The organism is Thermoproteus uzoniensis 768-20 (assembly GCF_000193375.1).
Lineage (GTDB): Archaea > Thermoproteota > Thermoprotei > Thermoproteales > Thermoproteaceae > Thermoproteus > Thermoproteus uzoniensis_A.
This window is the reverse complement of sequence record NC_015315.1, coordinates 847,148-862,508: the sequence shown is the minus strand read 5'-3', so window position 1 is coordinate 862,508 and position 15,361 is coordinate 847,148. Positions and strand designations below refer to the sequence as shown.

The following is a 15,361-nucleotide window of genomic DNA, read 5'->3' as shown; positions in this document are numbered from 1 at the left end:
GCCTTACCGATGTCGTTTGTCTTCCCACTTAAGATAGGTATAAGCCATATATAGGATATACACGATATGACTACAGGAATCATAATAAGTATAATCGAAAAAAATAATATATAATTTCATATAGTTATTTCAACAGGCATTGGGGCTGGTAGCGACCCCTCGCTTCATTAAGTGAGCCATTCTCACACACTATCGTGGTGGGTGCGAGATCGCCGACCATATCAGCCCTTCATGAAGCCGCCCAGTATCCCCGTCACGTAGTACTTCTGCAACGCCAGGAATATTATTATCGGGGGCAGGACCGCCACCACGGCGGCGGCCGCCATGAGCGCCACGTTGACGAAGTACGCCGAGACCGAGTTCGCTATGAACACCGTCACTGGAAACAGAGACTGGTTTCTTATGAAGACCAGGCCGAAGTAGAGGTCGTTGTAGACGAACACGAACTGGATGGCGGCCACGCTTATGATCGCGGTTGTCATCACGGGGAGGACCACGCTGGAGAACAGCTTGAAGTCCGAGGCGCCGTCTATCTCGGCCGACTCGACGAGCTCCTTAGGGAGCGACGCGAGGAAGTTGTAGAAGAAGAAGGTTATCCAGGGAAGCGCGAAGGCTGTGTGGACCAACACGACGCCTAGGTAGCTCTGCATTATCCACTGGATCTTGCTGTATAGGCTGAGCACGGGCACAGTCACCGACTGCTGGGGCAAGACCTGCAGTATGTAGAGGACCGGGGCCCATATATCGCCGCCGGGTATGTGGCGGCGCCTGATGGAGAAGGCCAGCGCCATGCCCAGCAATATGGGCAGAGCCGTCGAGGCCCCAGCTATGGCGAGGCTGTTGAGGACGTAGCGGTATATGCCCTCCTTTATGAGGTCGGCGTAGTTCTTGTCGGTGAGCGCCTTGAAGCTCCACCAGCCGTAGAGCACCGTGGTCTCGTACGGCGTCACCGAGCCGAGGAAGGTGGCTATCAGGGGGAACAGCCAGCCCAGCCCCACGAGGGCCGCCAACAGCGTGAATATCAAGGCGCGGCCCCTCATCTCCTCCTGAACATAGCTATCGTCAGGGGGATCGCTATGGCGAGGACTATGGCGGAGATCACCACTATGACGGAGTTGGCGTAGCCCCACGCGCCGTAGCTGAGGTTCTGGTACATGTAGTAGAGCAGGACCGACGCGCCTCCGGGAGCCCTCAAGGTGTATACCACGTCGAATACCTTCAACGTGAGGATGGACAACATGACGAAGGCCACTATGTGGGCGGGCCTGAGGAGCGGCAGATATATTCTGGCGAATCTGGTGAGGAGCGGGGCCCCGTCTATAGACGCGGCCTCTATGACGCTCCTCGGTATTATGGCTATCCCGGCCATGTATATTATCGTGGCCAGCGGCGTTGAGCTCCAGATAGTTATGAGGACCATCATGAGGAGGCCCGGCCAGTAGAGGCCGAAGACGTTGAGCTTGTTGCCGAACAGCACTGCGTTGATCACGCCGGTGCTGGCGGCGAAGAGCATATAGCCGAACATAAACGCCGCGACGGTCGGCGGTATGGCCAAGGCCGCGAAGACCATGGTCCTGAAAGCCCGCGCGCCCTTCGCGTTCTCGTTGGTTAGCAGGAGGGCGAAGAGCATGCCCAAGAACATCGAGACTGGGACGTTGATGCCCAGCCATATCAAGTTGGTGGCGAGCGACTGGACGAAGAGCGGGTCTGTGAAGAGGTACTGGTAGTTCTGGAGGCCCACGTAGGCGTATGTTGTGGGCGACCAATTGGTGAAGCTTGAGGCTATGTCGAGGGCGAGCGGGTAGATTATGTAGATAAAGAGGAAGAGGAGGGCGGGGGCGGAAAAGACGAGGAAGTATATTAGCCGGTTCACGGCGCTATTTCTGCCAGCTGGGCAGGGGGATTCCCGCCGACGTCAGTATGGCGGTGACGTTGTACATGGGGCCGGTGTAGACGGTGGGGCCGGTGTAGGTAACGCCCTGGCACAGCGGGTAGGTGTTGTCCCAGTTAGTCTGGTTGTAGATCCTGTTGGCCAACTGCTCCATCTGGCTTAAGTAGTCCAGCCAGTGGGCGGGGTCGGATATCATCTTGGCCAGAGTGGGCCAGAACACCTGTTGCTCGAACTGCGGCGGCATGTTGTCGGCTATGTCGGGCACCAGGTTGTTGCTGAACTGGACTAGCCAGGAGTCCACTATCTTGCTGGAGTAGGGCACCGATATCTGGCCGGACAGAGCAGCCTGCATGGCGGCCTTGTTGGGCGACACGGCCCTCCAGCCTGACTTCAACACGGCTTGCTGGAAGTCCTGGGAAGCGAGCCATATGGCGAACTGTATGGCCAGGGTCTTGTTGTCGGGGACGTTCTTGGGCACTAAGGCCCAGTCGCCGCCGGTCACAACGAAGTACTGGTCCGCCAGTTGTGGGTTGATCGAGGGCGCCATCACTGGTATGAAGGCCGTGTAGTTGTGGTTGAAGAACGGGGTCCAGTCGCCCATGAAGTACATCGCCACCGTGCCGTTCTTCATGAGGGCGTAGACGTCGACGAAGTGCTGGCTGGCGGCGAACGCCGAGGGCCCGAAGGCGCCGGACGCTATGAGGGACAGGTAGAACTCGAAGGCCTGCTCGACGATGGGGGAGGTGTAGCTTATCTTGTGGCACATGATGGCGTAGTAGAGGTCCTTGCCGCCGAGCGAGTAGACTATAGGCTCGAACACTATCACCAACGGCCACTGATCTGCAGCGCCGGAGCCCAGCGGTATGACTCCGTTGGCCTTAAGCTTCTGCAGATAGCCGAGGAACTGTCCCCAGTCCCACCTCTGGCTTATCTCGGTGGGCATCGGTATGCCGTACTTCTGCATGGTGGGCACGTAGACGTATATGCCTGGCTTGGACCAAGCGTCGACCGGGACGCCGTAGATGTGGCCGCTGATGTTGACCGGCGCGACGTAGTACGGTATCAGCTGGCCCAAGATCCCGCTCTGTTGCAGATACGGCGTCAGGTCGGTGAGGTATCCGCCCTCGGCCAGTTGCCTAGCCAGGCTGACGGGCGCGAATATCACCACGTCGAACGGCGGGCTTCCGCTCGTGATCTGCTGGGCCTCAGTGCCGTAGTCGGTCGTCCCGACGTACTCTATCTTTACGTGGTACTGTTGCTCGAAGGGCTTGATCAGCTGTTGGAATATTTGGCCTTCTGGCGTGTTGACGCCCCAGGGCCCGTAGACCACCAGCTTCTGGGTGGGAGCCGTCGTCGTGGTAGTAGTGGCGGTCGGGGCGCTCGTTGACGTGGACGGAGCCGACGTGATGGTCGGGGGCGCGGGCGGCGGGCTGGGCCTCTGGGTCGCCAATATGGCGGCGACGACCGCGATTATTACCACCACGACCACTATTGCAATCGCGGTTGTTCTGGAAATCCCGAGTGCCATGTAAGTGTTATTTTATCTATCTTATATTCGTTACATTTCTTTCTATATATATAGATTAACATATTAATAAGTCCAAAGTATTTTTCATTTTAGATAAAAATATCTAAGTTTATTATTTTTATTTTCATCGGATAAAAATGGAGTAACGGATTCTATGTCTGTGTCTTCGTCGGCGTCTTCATGACGAGGAAGGCGATGCCGGCTAGGATGAAGGCTATTGCGATCAGTATAAAGCCGACGAGTATAATGGTGAGCACCGCGCCCCAGTAGTAGAGGGATCCCGCCGTCTGGAACAGATTCTCGCCGGATCTCCCGGCCATGGAGGACATCATGTTCCTGAACCTCCGGGCCGATACGACGAAGAGTATCCACGCGATGACCAGCGTCGCTATGAAGGCGGCTAGGCCGAAGCCGCCGGCCAGCAGATGGCCTGTAAATAGGGCTGGTAGCGAGAAGGCGCCGGCCACTGCGCCTATCATAAGCGCGACGAGGCCGATGAATATGAAGATGAACCAGTAGATCGCGTCGTTTCTCATGTTCTGGTCGCCGTAGAAGTCGGCCAGCGAGATCGCGCCGACGAGGAACAGCACGACGCCGACTATGCCCACAATGCGGTTCACAGGGCTGATCGCGGCGAGTATGGCGCCTACGCCGGCCAGCAACTTAGCTATCTCGGGCTCCATGCCCATGCTCGGCCAGCCCTATTTATGCGTTCCGGTCTCCGCCAGCAGGCCGCGGTCTTCCCCGGCGGGTTGTGCGGGAGAGGGAAAAGTATATAAATGCCCTTTCGCCGAGGGGCGTGGCTTTCGATATATCGGGCTCCGGCGAGAGGTACGACGTGAGGTACGCGTGGAGGGCCGCGCCTATCCTCGGCTCGGTGGCGCTCGTGGTGATGTACACCGAGGCCATGTTGGTGCCCTCTCTCCCCAAGATACAGGAAGAGTTCAACGTGACCCCAGCCGAGGCCTCGTGGATCCTCACCATATACCTCATAGTCGGCACGATCAGCGCCGCGCTTTTCGGTAGCCTCGGCGATATATTCGGCAAAAAGCGCATGTTGGTCCTGGTCCTCTCCATATACTCGGTGGCGGTGACCTTCACGGGCTATGCCCCCACCTTCCCGCTTCTCCTCCTCGCAAGGGCTCTCCAAGGCCTGGGGATGGCCATGTTCCCCCTGGCCTTCTCCCTCATAAGGGAGGAGTTCCCGCCGGAGATGGTGCCCACGGCGCAGGGCATAGTCAGCGCCATGTTCGGCGTCGGCATAATAGTGGCCCTCCCGCTGGGCGCCTACATAAGCCAGACCTTCGGCTGGCGCGCGACGTACCACACCGTGACGCCGCTCGCCGTCTTAATGACCGTCCTCATAGGGACCTACATAAGGGAGAGCAGATACAGGACGCCGAGGCGCATAGACTACCTCGGGATAGGGCTCTTCGCCCTCGCCGCCTCCTCGCTCCTCGTGGCGGTGTCGGAGGCGCCCAACTGGGGCTGGGCCTCCGGCCAGACCCTCTCCCTCTTCGCCCTCGCGGCGGCCTCGGGCGCGGCCTTCGCAGCGCAGGAGATGACCGCCGAGGAGCCCTTCATACCCCGCGACATACTCAACAGAAACGTGGCGGCGGCCACCGTCGCCATACTCATGGTGGCGTACGCCTTCCAGATGAGTAGCCAGAACCTCTCCTACCTCTTCGAGATGCCTCCGCCCTACGGCTACGGCATGACGATACTCCAGACGGGCCTCTACATAACCCCCATGGCGGTGGTCCAGATAATAGGCGCCCCAATCGCCGGGAGGCTCCTCTGGAGGGTCGGCGCCAAGAGGATGTCCGTGGCGGGCGTGGCGCTGGCAGTCGCCGGGTTCCAGCTGGCCTCCGCCTACGCCTACTCGGGCGTCTGGCGCCTGATAGGCTATATGTCCCTCGGCTTCCTCGGCCTCGCCCTCCTCAACGTATCTCTGATAAACCTCTTGACGTTCTCGGTGCCCAGAAACAGGTTGGGCGCCGCGACGGGCCTCAACACGGTCTTCAGAAACTTCGGCTCCGCCATAGCCCCCGCCGTGGCCGGCACGGTCCTGACCACGTTCGCCACTACGGCCTACTACTCCTTGGGCGGATTCACCGCCTTCTTCACAGTCCCCTCGCGGATCGCCTACTCCATGAACTTCGACATAGCCACCGCCATGTTCCTCCTGTCGCTTATACCCATAGCGCTAGCCCGCGAGGTGTTCACCGGCGCCCCCAACCCGCGCGGGCCGGCCCCGATCAAGCCGCCTAAGGCCCCGATCGTCGAGGCGAGCGCCCCTCGGCACGCTGAAGCCGCTACGGGAGGCGCGGCCGCCGGGAGGCCAAGTACCTAGCTATATCGCCTTTTGTAGCAGTCATGGATGGCGGGAGGGCGCCGAGGCTTATTTGGGAGAATGGAGATCTATGATCTCAGCAACGACGGAAGGCTCTATAGAGAATGGCCTATCCGCCTGCCTCTCGAAGGCCGTGGGTCGCCGATTGACGTAGTCGTGCCCAGCCTCGCCCCCGACTTGGCTCAGGAGGGCCTTCGCCGGGAGGGGCTGGCGGATAGGGGCGGGGGCCCCGCCTCGTGGCTAGGCATAATCGACGGGCCTCTCCGCGGCCTAGCGCCCTTCGGCGCATCTCCTGCTCAGCTCGACCAGCCTCTGGGCTATCCCCAGCCCGTCCTTGAGGACAATCCCGAGGGCGATGTCGTGGGCTACGGGGTAGCACCTCTCGGCGGCCCTCAGCGCCTCCTCGACCGTCAGAGGCACCACCTCGACCCCGGGCGGGGTCTTTAGGCCGAGGAGCCGTCTATGCGGAGGCTCCGTGAACCGCCCCACGACTAGGACGTCCACGTCGCTATCCTCGGCGAGGTCGCCCCTCGCGTAGGACCCGATGAGGAGCACTGTGCCGTCGACGGCCGACGCCACGGCTTCGGCCAGCTCCAGAGCCCTCCTCCTCAGACCCTCCCTCCACCTATAGATCTCCATATCTCCTCGACGAATCCGATTATAGAACGGGCGGCCTTTACGGCGGCCTCGGCGTCAGACCGCGAGAAGTATTCGTACGGCGCCCCCTCGCTCCAAGCATCTACGTATCGAGTCGGGATGTAGAACTTGTCCAGAAGCCTGCAGAGCTCCAGGATATCCTCGCCGACGGCGGCGAGCCGCCCGACCTCCGCGGCTAGATGGGTCGACGAACGCCCTCCGGCGGGCCGCCCCACTCCGTAGAGCAGCGCCTCCAGCGCGAATTCGGCGGCCTGGTGGGCCTTGAAACAAGCCCAGTTGTAGTCGCCGCGCGCCGCGTCGGCCTCGGCTGAGCCGAGGGTGCGCCTCGCCATGGCCATCCAGCGCTCGTACTCCTTGACGTCCACCAAGATGTGGCGGCCCGGGGAAAAATATAGACGCGGTCAGGAGGCGTGGCGTTTGGTGAGGTAGAGTATGGCCATTAAATAGCGCCTCAGCTGTTGCGTTATCAAGAAGTTCCTCCTGACGTGGTCGCGGCCGGCCTCCCCCATCTCCTCCCTCACCTTTTTGTTCTTGAGGAGGTAGACGAGGTAGTAGGCGGCGGCCTTGGGGCTGTCCACCAAGAAGCCCGTGACGCCGTTTATCACCTGTATCCTTATGCCGCCCGTGTTGCCGCCTATGACGGGCTTGCGCTTCCAGAGAGCCTCGCTGACCGTGAGGCCGAAGCCCTCCTTTATAGACTTCTGCATCACCACGGTGGCCGCCCTCTGGAACGCGTTAACCTCCACGTGGCTGTTGGGGGGCAACATGAGGAGGTGCACGTCCTTCTCGCCGCGAGCCGCCTCGACAGTCTCGCGGTAGACCACCTCGCCCTCCGGGTCGTCGGTGGCGGGGCTCCCGAGGTAGACCAGCTGGGCGTCGGGCACGTGGCGCTTCGCCAGCCTGAAGGACTCTATGACGCCTACGGGGTCTTTGGCCCTGTCGTATCTGGAGACCTGCAGAATTATGGGCCTCTCCCTATCCACGCCGAACTTGTCGACTATTCTGTCCACGGTCGTCTGGGGCAGAGGCATGTTCTTAGGGCTCAGTGGGTCTATAGACGGCGGGATCGCTATCTGGGGGATGTCCAGGTCGTCTCTGGCGAACTCGGGTATGGACACTATCATGCCGTCGTACTTGGATATGTAGCCCCGCAGGAAGCCCCAGACCTTGGGGTGTGGATTGCTTATGTCTATGTGGCAACGCCATATCCACGTCCCCTTCTTCCTGTACTTGACCAAGCCGGCGGGCTGGGGGTCGTGTATGAAGACGACGTCGTAGTCCAGCGGTATCTCGCCGGCGTTTATTTCCTGCCACTCGTCGTATATCTTGAAGTACTCGTCGGGTATCTCGCCCTTCCCCGTCTGGAGGGCGTTGTGGAAGGACTTAGTGACGGTGAAGAAGTCTTGGCTCCCCCGTATCACTTTCCACTCGGCGTTGAGCCCCAGCTCCCTCATCAGAGGCACCAGCCTGTGCAGTATCTCGGCGACGCCGCCGCCGGCAGCCGTCGAGTTCACGTGCAGTATGGAGAGGTCCTTCAACTTCTCGGCGTATTTGAATATGGCGTCTATCTCGTGCTCCCCTACGAACTCGACGTAGCGCTCGATCATAGCAACTCCCGCTCGAGGACTCTTATCACCTCGGACTTCAGCTCCTCCTCGTTGTTGAATATCAACGGGTCTATCCTCGATAGGGCCGCCGCGGCCTCGGAGAGGCCGAACTCGGCCTCGAGCCACGTGGAGAAGTCGTTGCGCCCTGTCCCGTCCAGCACCCTCCTGGTGACGAAGTGGTAGGCCACGGACTCCGCGGGCGCAGCCCCCACCGCGTCCAGAAACTCGGCGAGGGTCCTCGCCTTGAGGTCCGTCTCGTAGACTATGGGGACCATGCTGACGAAGACGAACTCCCTCCTGGCCGGCCTCTCGTCGGCCCTTGGCTCGAGGACAGCGAGGAGCTCCTTCCTTATATCCTCGACCGTCGCGGGCTCGGCGCCGGATATGCTCGACAGCTCTATGGCCAGATCCTCGTCGTTCAGCTCCTCGCCGACCCACGCCGCGAAGTCGTTGGTGTAGTATGGATGCAACCTATGTTTGGCGAAGACTGTGTGGAACACGTGGTGGAACAAAGCGCCGGCATCCGCCTTCTTGACGCCGTCGACGAGCTCTCTCAAGTTCCTCGCCCTTATCTTGGTGTAAAGCGATAGGTAGTAGGCGGACTTGAACACGAAGGGCTTGTTCGCCTCCTTGTCGAGCTGCGCCATGTGGATAAAAACTAGATAAAAACTTTATTCTATTTCCTACGCCTCAGCGCCGCCGCGACGGCGCCCGCAAGGGCTACGAAGATCCCCGCGCCTATTAGGACATAGCCGTACTGCAAGGCGACGGCGGGGGGCATAGCCTTAGACATAAGCGGCCCGTAACGCATCGCGTAGAGCCCCACGCCTATCAGCACCAGCCCCCACACGGCGGCGAACGCCGCGCCTGCCTTACGGGGCTCGAGGTTTATCCTCAGCCTAGGCTCGCCGGCTTTCCTCGCAGCTCTGGAGCTGAGGAAGACATACGCGTAGTAGCCGGCTATCGTCCCCGGTATGAAGCCCAGAGTGAAGAGCAGGCCGAAGAGCGAGAGGCCGGCCAAGCCGCTCCAGAAGCCCCCCACGCTACAGCCTTGCGCCATCCTGGCGCCTATGGCCAATATCACTCCTCCGACAAACGCGAGGCCGAGCTCGGCGGCTCTGTTGGTGCCGGGCGGCGGGAGCTTTATGGAGAAGGTGCCCCTCACTATGGAGGCCACGGCGGCGCCGGCGACCACCATCAAGACGAAGAAGGTGAACGGGTTGAGGACAGGCACCGACTGGAACCAGTTCTTCGGCATGGAGGGCTCGCCGAAGGGCGCCACGGCGTATTCTGCCAGGAGGCCTACCGGCGTCGTCACGCCGAGGTAGTTGAAGCCGCGGCCCGCCAGGAAGACGAACGAGGCCACCATAAAGAGCCCGAACAGAACTCCGTAGAGCAACGGCGACTTCTTGAGGTCCTCCCGCCCCTCGAACTCCAGCCTATTCCTCCGCAACCGCCACACGACGAACATTACGCCGGCGAAGAAGAGGACGCCGGCCAACAGCGCGGCGGCCCTCAACGGAAGGGCGCCGGATAGAAGATAGGGGACGTAGTTAGCCGGCGATCCGTCGGCTATGCTTAGGCTGTTTGTGGTGTGCCACCAAACGCCGAGGTTCAAGCCGGCGTATATGGGGAAGGAGAAGATTATAGTGCCCACCATCATGCCGAGTATCTCGAGCCAGTTGACGACGTAGCCCTGCCCGCTCTTCCACAACATGCCGACCATACAGCCCTGGCCCAACATTATGCCGAAGCCGAATATGAAGCTGCCCAATACCGTGTACCAGCCGGCGCCGGGCATATACGCGTAAGCGTCCACGGCCGGAACCGCGCCGGAGGCCACCAAGACGCCGGTGAGCAACGCCGAGAGAGCCACCCCTACCAAGATCATCTCGTAGATTCTGCTGTACCTCACGCCCATGACTTGGTGGGTAGCTATCACGACACAGTAGTTAGTCCTCTCGGCCAACACTCCGAAGGCGAATCCCAGCGCGGCGTAGAACAGACCGACGACCCACGGCGCGGTCTGGAACACGGGCACCGCCGCCATGCGAAACCCCTATCTCCGCCTCAAAAATACCTTATTAATTGTGTATAATTTGCATGGTATCTGCCTTGTCAAACTTTTTTCGGCCAGCGCGGCCGTGGATTTCTAGCGGCGGCTCACGTCTGCTGTCTACCTCGGTCGAAAGGCCCTCGCTATCAGGGGATCTGCAGGGCAGTAGAGGTCGCCCCGCCTCTCGAGGAAGGAGTAGTCCACGAGGTTCCTCAACAGCTTGGTCACCTCCGCGTCGTTTATGGTGCGGCCCTCTCTGGCCTCCAGCCCCCTCTTGACCTCGCTCCAGGCGGCGCAACCTGCCGCCATCTCCATGACGGCGCGGTATCTCCTCTCGGCGGCTTCCCTCCCCCTCAAGAAGTTCTCGAACTCTTGCCTTATTAGGCCGACAGCGTACGAGACCGTCCGCCTAAGCGCCTCCTCGACGTCCTTCAGCTGGACGTATAGGTGGCCGAAGTAGGTGAGCCAGCCCGGAGAACCGCCGAGGGTTCCGTAGACCGCGTCGACGTCGGGCGGATCCACGCCGTACTGCTCACAGCCCCGCGCCAGGAAGTCCGCGGCCTTCTCCTTACTGAAGGGCTTCAGCTCCACGCGCTCGAGGTAGCGCCCGTAGAGAGGCGACCGCGGGTCTTGGAGCTTGAGGAATCTGTCCATCAGGCCGGCGGCCGACCCGCTGAGTATGAAGTAGATGTTCTTGAGGTTGTCGTAGGCGTACGCCAGCGCCGGGAGCACGTCGTAGCCCCTCAACTTGCTCAGCTCCTGGGCCTCGTCTAGGGCCACGACTACCTTCTCCCCCTCCCGCTCCGCCCATCTATCCAACGCCTTCAAGACGTCGGCTAGGCCCGCCCTTTCTCTCCCCCACTCCAGCTCGACCCGCAGACCCGCGACGGATATCCCCCTCACAGTCCTCAACGCCTCGGCGAGTTTCGGGAACCTCCTAAGCGGCGCAGAGAGGGCGTCGCCGAGCGCCCGCGCCAGGTCCTTATAGGCTATGTACAGCTCTCCCTCGAACTCCCTCGCGTCCACGTACACCGACGGGTGCCCCAGCTCCGACAAGGCGACGAGGATCACGGAGGACTTCCCGGCTCTTCTGAGGCCCAACACCAACGACATGGGCGCCCTCATGGCCTTCAGCGCCTCGATCTCCGCCTCTCTGTCGTAGAGATCTTCCCGAGATCTCTTGGGCCTGGGGTCGAAATACACGTACTTGATAGGTATAAAGTTACTTTATAGGTATAAAGCCGCCGTCTCGGCTACCTACTGCCGTCCGCGCCCCTCGGCGTATCGAGCCGTTCTAATATTTATAGTATGTTCGTAGTGGCGTGGAGAAGCGGGTTATATTCCACGACTTGATCACGTTGGACGAGGCGGTCGAGGCGTTGATGAGGCTGGCCAAGCCGCTCGGGGTCGAGGAGGTGCCTCTGGAGGAGGCCTACGGCCGCGTCTTGGCCGAGGACGTCTACTCCCCCGTCGACGTGCCGCCCTTCGATAGGAGCACTGTGGACGGATACGCCGTCCTGTCGGCGGATCTGGCCGGCGCCAGCGAGCTCTTGCCGGTTTCCCTTAAACTGAAGGGGAGGGTCGAGGCAGGCGGCTTCCCCGACTTCGAGCTGTCTAGAGGCGAGGCGGCCGAGGTGGCTACGGGCGCCCCAATCCCGCGCGGGGCCGACTCAGTAGTGATGGTCGAGTACACCTCGGAGAGGGGCGGGACCGTCACCGTCTACAGATCGGCCTATCCCGGCGAGAACATTATGCCGGCAGGCTCGGACTTCTCGGCGGGCGAGCTCCTGCTGAGGAGGTGCACGAAGCTGACCCAGAGGGAGATAGGCGTGTTGGCCGCCGCCGGCTTTAGGAAGGTCGAGGTCTTCAGGAGGCCTAAGGTCGCCATAATATCGACGGGGGACGAGCTGGAGGAGCCCGGCGCCCCTCTGAGGCCGGGCAAGCTCTACGACGTCAACACGTTCTCCATAGCCGCGGCCGTGGCCGAGGCGGGCGGGGCGCCCATAATAGTGGGGAGGGTTCCCGACGACCCCTCGGCCTATAGGAAGGCCCTCGAGGAGGCCTTGGCCAAGGCCGACGTCGTCCTCATATCGGGCGGCACCTCGGCCGGGATGGCCGACCTGACCTACCGGATCTTGGGCGAGTTCGGGAGGATCTTGTTCCACGGCATAAAGGTGAGGCCCGGCAAGCCGACCGTCGCGGCGGAGGCTGGGGGCAAGCTCGTGGTGGGCCTCCCCGGCTATCCCTCCAGCGCCCTCATGATATTCCACGCCGTGGTTAGGCCGGCGTTGTTGGCGATGCAGTGCATGAGGCCGGAGCCCCCCGCCGTCTATAAGGCGAGGCTCTCCGTCAAGACGGAGGGCGCCAAGGGCCGCCGCTCCCTATACCCGGTGGTCTTGATAGACAAAGGGGGCGAGATGGCGGCCTATCCCCTCAACGCGGAGTCCGGCGCCATATCGGTGCTCGCGAGGGCGGACGGCTACGTCGTGATCCCCGAAGACGTCGAGTTCCTCGACGAGGGGGAGGTGGTGGAGGTGAGGCTGTTCGAGCGCTACCGGCCCGCGTCCCTCTACTTCATAGGCAGCAACGACATACTGCTGGACAGAATACTGGCCCGATTTGACGTAAAGGCCGTCTACGTGGGGTCTATGGGCGGCATACTGGCGGTCAAGAGAGGCGAGGCAGACCTCGCCGGCACCCACATGTTGGATCCAGAGACCGGCGAGTACAACGTGCCCGTAGTCAGAAAGCTCGGAGTCAAGGACGCCGTATTGGTCAGAGGCTTCGCTAGAGAGCAGGGCCTCGTCGTGGCGAGGGGCAACCCCAAGAGGATAAAGGGCTTCGAGGACCTCCTGCGGAGCGACGTGGTTATGGTGAACAGATCGAGAGGCACCGGGACGAGAACCCTCCTCGACCTCAACCTGGAGAGGATAGCCAGATCCAGAGGCGTCTCGCTTGAGGAGCTGGCGAGGTCTATAAGGGGCTATACATACGAGGTGAGGACCCACACGGCGGTGGCCGCCGCGGTGGCGCAGGGGAGGGCAGACGTGGGCCTCGCCATAAGATACGCCGCGGAGCTCTACGGCCTCGACTTCATACCGGTGGGCTGGGAGATCTACGACCTCCTCGTGAGGCGCGACGCCTTGCCTAGGGCGAGGCCGTTGATAGAGGCCGTGAAGTCCGTCGAGGACCTGCCGCCGGGGTACAAGAAGCTCCCGGAGACGGGCGAGGTAATTGCGGAGTTTTAGAGTAGGGGGGCCAGCTCGACCGGCGTCCCCGAGGATAAGGAGCACGAGGCGAAGACCGCGGCGTAGCCGCGCCAGTCCACGAACCCGAGTCCTCTGAACTCTTTCTGCACGGGCGCGAGCACCCTGAAGACGCACCCGTCTTGGTTAGCGACGACCAAGACGCCGTTGACCACCTTGATGTAGACGTTGCCCTGGGGATTCGGCACCTTCACCCTCTCCAGCACCTCGCCGTCGGCCGCCTTGTGCACCACCTCGGAGCCGTTGAAGTAGGCGACGGAGAGGTCCTCGGCCAAGACGGGGATCGCCGACGCGTTGAAGTCCGTCGCCACCAACGCCTCGAACCTCGGCGCGATGTTCTGCTGGAAGCAGATCCTGCCCGCATTGGGGATCGGCAACTTGATAGACTCGAGGAAGAGCTTCCCGCCGTTGTAGGCCAGAGTGTATATCCGCCCGGACCTATACTGCTTCGGGCCGGAGCGGTACATGTTGAGGAAGTTCCCAGCGTCGTCGTAGAAGGAGAGGCCGTTCATCGCCCTTATGCTTAGGTCAGGCCCCAACACCGCCACCCCGGTCCCTCCCGTCTCGCTACCGGCGTTGGCGCCGCCGAAGGCGTAGTACAGCTCGCCGTCGTAGGCCACGCCCGTGAAGTTCATGTTGTCGCAACTGCCGCTGGGTATCTTCAGTATCTTGAGCGCCGACCCGTCGTATACAGATATATACGGGGCGCACGGGACCGCGCACGGCGACCAGGGAGCCGGCGCCTCCTCGCCTCCGCCGAAGAAGTAGAGCCCGTTGACTATCTGCGAGCCAGTTATGTTGGAGTAGTCGCGGTTCGGCGTTATTACGGCGTCCTCCGGGAGAGTTCTCAATACGCCGTCCTCCAGAAGTACTGCGTAGTCGCCGGTCTGTCCCGGCGTGAGCTGGAAGGCTATAGCGCCGTCGGAAAGCACCACGCCTCCGTTGAACGATATGGTGCCGGGGAGCGAGGCGGGCAGAACAAGGCCGCGGCCAGCCGAGGCGCCGGACGCCGTGACTGTCGTCGAGGAGGCCGTCTGCGTCGTCGAGGGCGTGGCCGTCGCTGAGGCGGCCGTCCGCGCCGTGGACGTCGAAGGCGGGCATTTACCTGTGAGGCAGAGGACCTCGCTGTAGTTCTCGTAGACGTAGAGCAGGGTTATGGCGAGGGCGGCCGGGATTGCGGCGAGGAAGGCCCGTCTGCTGATCCCCACGTGCAGGGGAGTAGGCTATTATAAAAGCCTTCCCTTGACAAGCACGAGTTTGTACCACAGCCCTCTCCTCTCAGCGCTGTACCCCAGCCGTCTGCCCGCCTCCACGGCGGCCTCCATGGCCGCGGCCAGCTCCCGCGCGCTGTGGGGGTTCGTCAAGCCGGCCGACTCGGGCGCCCAGTCGTAGACCAGCACAAGTCCTCTGGAGACTCTGGCCATCTCGGACAAGGCGGCGGCCACGTCGGAGAAGTGGTGGACCGCGGCGAACGACACCACGTAGTCGAACCGCCCGTCCTCGAAAGGCAGCTCCTCGGCCCTCGCCCTCAACAGCCTCAACACGCCGGCCCTTACGGCGTCTTTGAACTCCCTCTCCGCCCAAGAGAGCGCCCAGGGATCGACGTCGACGCTCCATATCTCGGAGACTCCCCTCGACAGCAGATACCTCACCACGTTGCCCCCTCCGGTCCCCACGTCGAGGACCGAGCCTCTTATATCGTAGGAGTCCAGATCGGAGAACGGATCGTCGCCCCGTTGCGGCCGGGCGCCTCGCACCTCGAAGCCTCTCCCCGGCCTTTTATCCTTTCCGCTACTGCGCCTTCTCGACCTCCACGAGCCACCCCTTCTCCCTTCTGGCTACTCTGTGGGAGTACCCCATGTGGGGCAGAATGAAGCGGAGCACGGCGACGCAGTCGCTGTCCGGGACGAGGAACTTGGCGGTCCTAGGGCGCTTCTCCATTAGGTAGGACACGACGAACAAGCTGCCGTTGGGACAGCCGGGCACCTCGACGGCCTCCACGA

Annotated in this window: 15 protein-coding genes; 2 read left to right on the top strand and 13 right to left on the bottom strand. The window is 61.7% G+C overall.

Annotated elements, in window-relative coordinates; all coding sequences use genetic code 11:
- Positions 1-221: 221 nt before the first annotated feature.
- The 4 genes from TUZN_RS04710 to TUZN_RS04695 all read right to left on the bottom strand — a co-directional run bounded on the left by TUZN_RS04710 (position 222) and on the right by TUZN_RS04695 (position 4,102).
- On the bottom strand, positions 222-1,040 hold the full coding sequence (locus TUZN_RS04710) for a carbohydrate ABC transporter permease (protein WP_013679802.1): 819 nt from the start codon (positions 1,038-1,040) through the stop codon (positions 222-224).
- Positions 1,037-1,873 carry a carbohydrate ABC transporter permease gene (locus tag TUZN_RS04705; protein WP_013679801.1) on the bottom strand — a complete coding sequence of 279 codons (837 nt, stop codon included), beginning with the start codon at positions 1,871-1,873 and terminating at the stop codon, positions 1,037-1,039. Before TUZN_RS04705 ends, TUZN_RS04710 begins: the two co-directional genes overlap by 4 nt.
- Before the next feature lie 4 nt (positions 1,874-1,877).
- On the bottom strand, positions 1,878-3,419 hold the full coding sequence (locus TUZN_RS04700; protein WP_052886097.1) for an ABC transporter substrate-binding protein: 1,542 nt from the start codon (positions 3,417-3,419) through the stop codon (positions 1,878-1,880).
- 152 nt (positions 3,420-3,571) lie between these two features.
- Positions 3,572-4,102 carry a DUF996 domain-containing protein gene (locus tag TUZN_RS04695; protein WP_148678588.1) on the bottom strand — a complete coding sequence of 177 codons (531 nt, stop codon included), beginning with the start codon at positions 4,100-4,102 and terminating at the stop codon, positions 3,572-3,574.
- A 116-nt stretch (positions 4,103-4,218) separates the two neighbouring features.
- Here TUZN_RS04695 and TUZN_RS04690 point away from each other — a divergent pair, with 116 nt between their 5' ends.
- Entirely contained in the window at positions 4,219-5,772 is a 1,554-nt protein-coding gene (locus TUZN_RS04690; RefSeq protein ID WP_237698271.1) for an MFS transporter, read from the top strand.
- A 270-nt stretch (positions 5,773-6,042) separates the two neighbouring features.
- Here the strand turns inward: TUZN_RS04690 and TUZN_RS04685 are convergent, their stop codons facing one another.
- The 6 genes from TUZN_RS04685 to TUZN_RS04660 form a co-directional block, all read right to left on the bottom strand.
- On the bottom strand, positions 6,043-6,411 hold the full coding sequence (locus tag TUZN_RS04685; protein WP_013679796.1) for a nucleotidyltransferase domain-containing protein: 369 nt from the start codon (positions 6,409-6,411) through the stop codon (positions 6,043-6,045).
- A complete protein-coding gene (locus tag TUZN_RS04680) occupies positions 6,381-6,794 on the bottom strand; it encodes a HEPN domain-containing protein (protein WP_013679795.1) in 414 nt (137 codons plus the stop codon). Before TUZN_RS04680 ends, TUZN_RS04685 begins: the two co-directional genes overlap by 31 nt.
- A gap of 36 nt (positions 6,795-6,830) precedes the next feature.
- On the bottom strand, positions 6,831-8,036 hold the full coding sequence (locus TUZN_RS04675) for a glycosyltransferase (RefSeq protein WP_013679794.1): 1,206 nt from the start codon (positions 8,034-8,036) through the stop codon (positions 6,831-6,833).
- Positions 8,033-8,683 carry a DUF5752 family protein gene (locus TUZN_RS04670; protein ID WP_013679793.1) on the bottom strand — a complete coding sequence of 217 codons (651 nt, stop codon included), beginning with the start codon at positions 8,681-8,683 and terminating at the stop codon, positions 8,033-8,035. The genes TUZN_RS04675 and TUZN_RS04670 overlap by 4 nt, the downstream gene beginning before the upstream one ends.
- 29 nt (positions 8,684-8,712) lie before the next feature.
- Positions 8,713-10,086, bottom strand: coding sequence for a YeeE/YedE family protein (locus TUZN_RS04665; protein ID WP_013679792.1), 1,374 nt, complete (start codon positions 10,084-10,086; stop codon positions 8,713-8,715).
- A gap of 126 nt (positions 10,087-10,212) precedes the next feature.
- Complete coding sequence (locus tag TUZN_RS04660; protein WP_013679791.1) at positions 10,213-11,295, bottom strand: AAA family ATPase; 1,083 nt, start codon at positions 11,293-11,295, stop codon at positions 10,213-10,215.
- Positions 11,296-11,414: 119 nt separating this feature from the next.
- On the opposite strand from TUZN_RS04660, the gene TUZN_RS04655 reads away from it, so the two are divergent.
- Positions 11,415-13,340 carry a molybdopterin biosynthesis protein gene (locus TUZN_RS04655; protein WP_013679790.1) on the top strand — a complete coding sequence of 642 codons (1,926 nt, stop codon included), beginning with the start codon at positions 11,415-11,417 and terminating at the stop codon, positions 13,338-13,340.
- Here the strand turns inward: TUZN_RS04655 and TUZN_RS04650 are convergent.
- From TUZN_RS04650 to TUZN_RS04640, 3 genes are read right to left on the bottom strand one after another with little or no spacing between them, the layout of a single operon-like run.
- On the bottom strand, positions 13,337-14,566 hold the full coding sequence (locus TUZN_RS04650) for a hypothetical protein (protein ID WP_013679789.1): 1,230 nt from the start codon (positions 14,564-14,566) through the stop codon (positions 13,337-13,339). The two genes, TUZN_RS04655 and TUZN_RS04650, sit on opposite strands and share 4 nt — an antisense overlap.
- Positions 14,567-14,584: 18 nt before the next feature.
- Positions 14,585-15,115: a class I SAM-dependent methyltransferase gene (locus TUZN_RS04645; RefSeq protein WP_013679788.1), complete on the bottom strand. Its 531-nt coding sequence runs from the start codon at positions 15,113-15,115 to the stop codon at positions 14,585-14,587.
- A gap of 34 nt (positions 15,116-15,149) precedes the next feature.
- Positions 15,150-15,359 carry a hypothetical protein gene (locus TUZN_RS04640; protein ID WP_052886096.1) on the bottom strand — a complete coding sequence of 70 codons (210 nt, stop codon included), beginning with the start codon at positions 15,357-15,359 and terminating at the stop codon, positions 15,150-15,152.
- Positions 15,360-15,361: the final 2 nt, after the last annotated feature.

Bases quoted from the DNA above. Each gene is read 5' to 3' on its own strand.
- TUZN_RS04670 (WP_013679793.1), bottom strand. From the start codon at position 8,683: ATGGCGCAGCTCGACAAGGAGGCGAACAAGCCCTTCGTGTTCAAGTCC.
- TUZN_RS04675 (WP_013679794.1), bottom strand. From the start codon at position 8,036: ATGATCGAGCGCTACGTCGAGTTCGTAGGGGAGCACGAGATAGACGCC.
- TUZN_RS04700 (WP_052886097.1), bottom strand. From the start codon at position 3,419: ATGGCACTCGGGATTTCCAGAACAACCGCGATTGCAATAGTGGTCGTG.
- TUZN_RS04685 (WP_013679796.1), bottom strand. From the start codon at position 6,411: ATGGAGATCTATAGGTGGAGGGAGGGTCTGAGGAGGAGGGCTCTGGAG.
- TUZN_RS04695 (WP_148678588.1), bottom strand. From the start codon at position 4,102: ATGGAGCCCGAGATAGCTAAGTTGCTGGCCGGCGTAGGCGCCATACTC.
- TUZN_RS04665 (WP_013679792.1), bottom strand. From the start codon at position 10,086: ATGGCGGCGGTGCCCGTGTTCCAGACCGCGCCGTGGGTCGTCGGTCTG.
- TUZN_RS04710 (WP_013679802.1), bottom strand. From the start codon at position 1,040: ATGAGGGGCCGCGCCTTGATATTCACGCTGTTGGCGGCCCTCGTGGGG.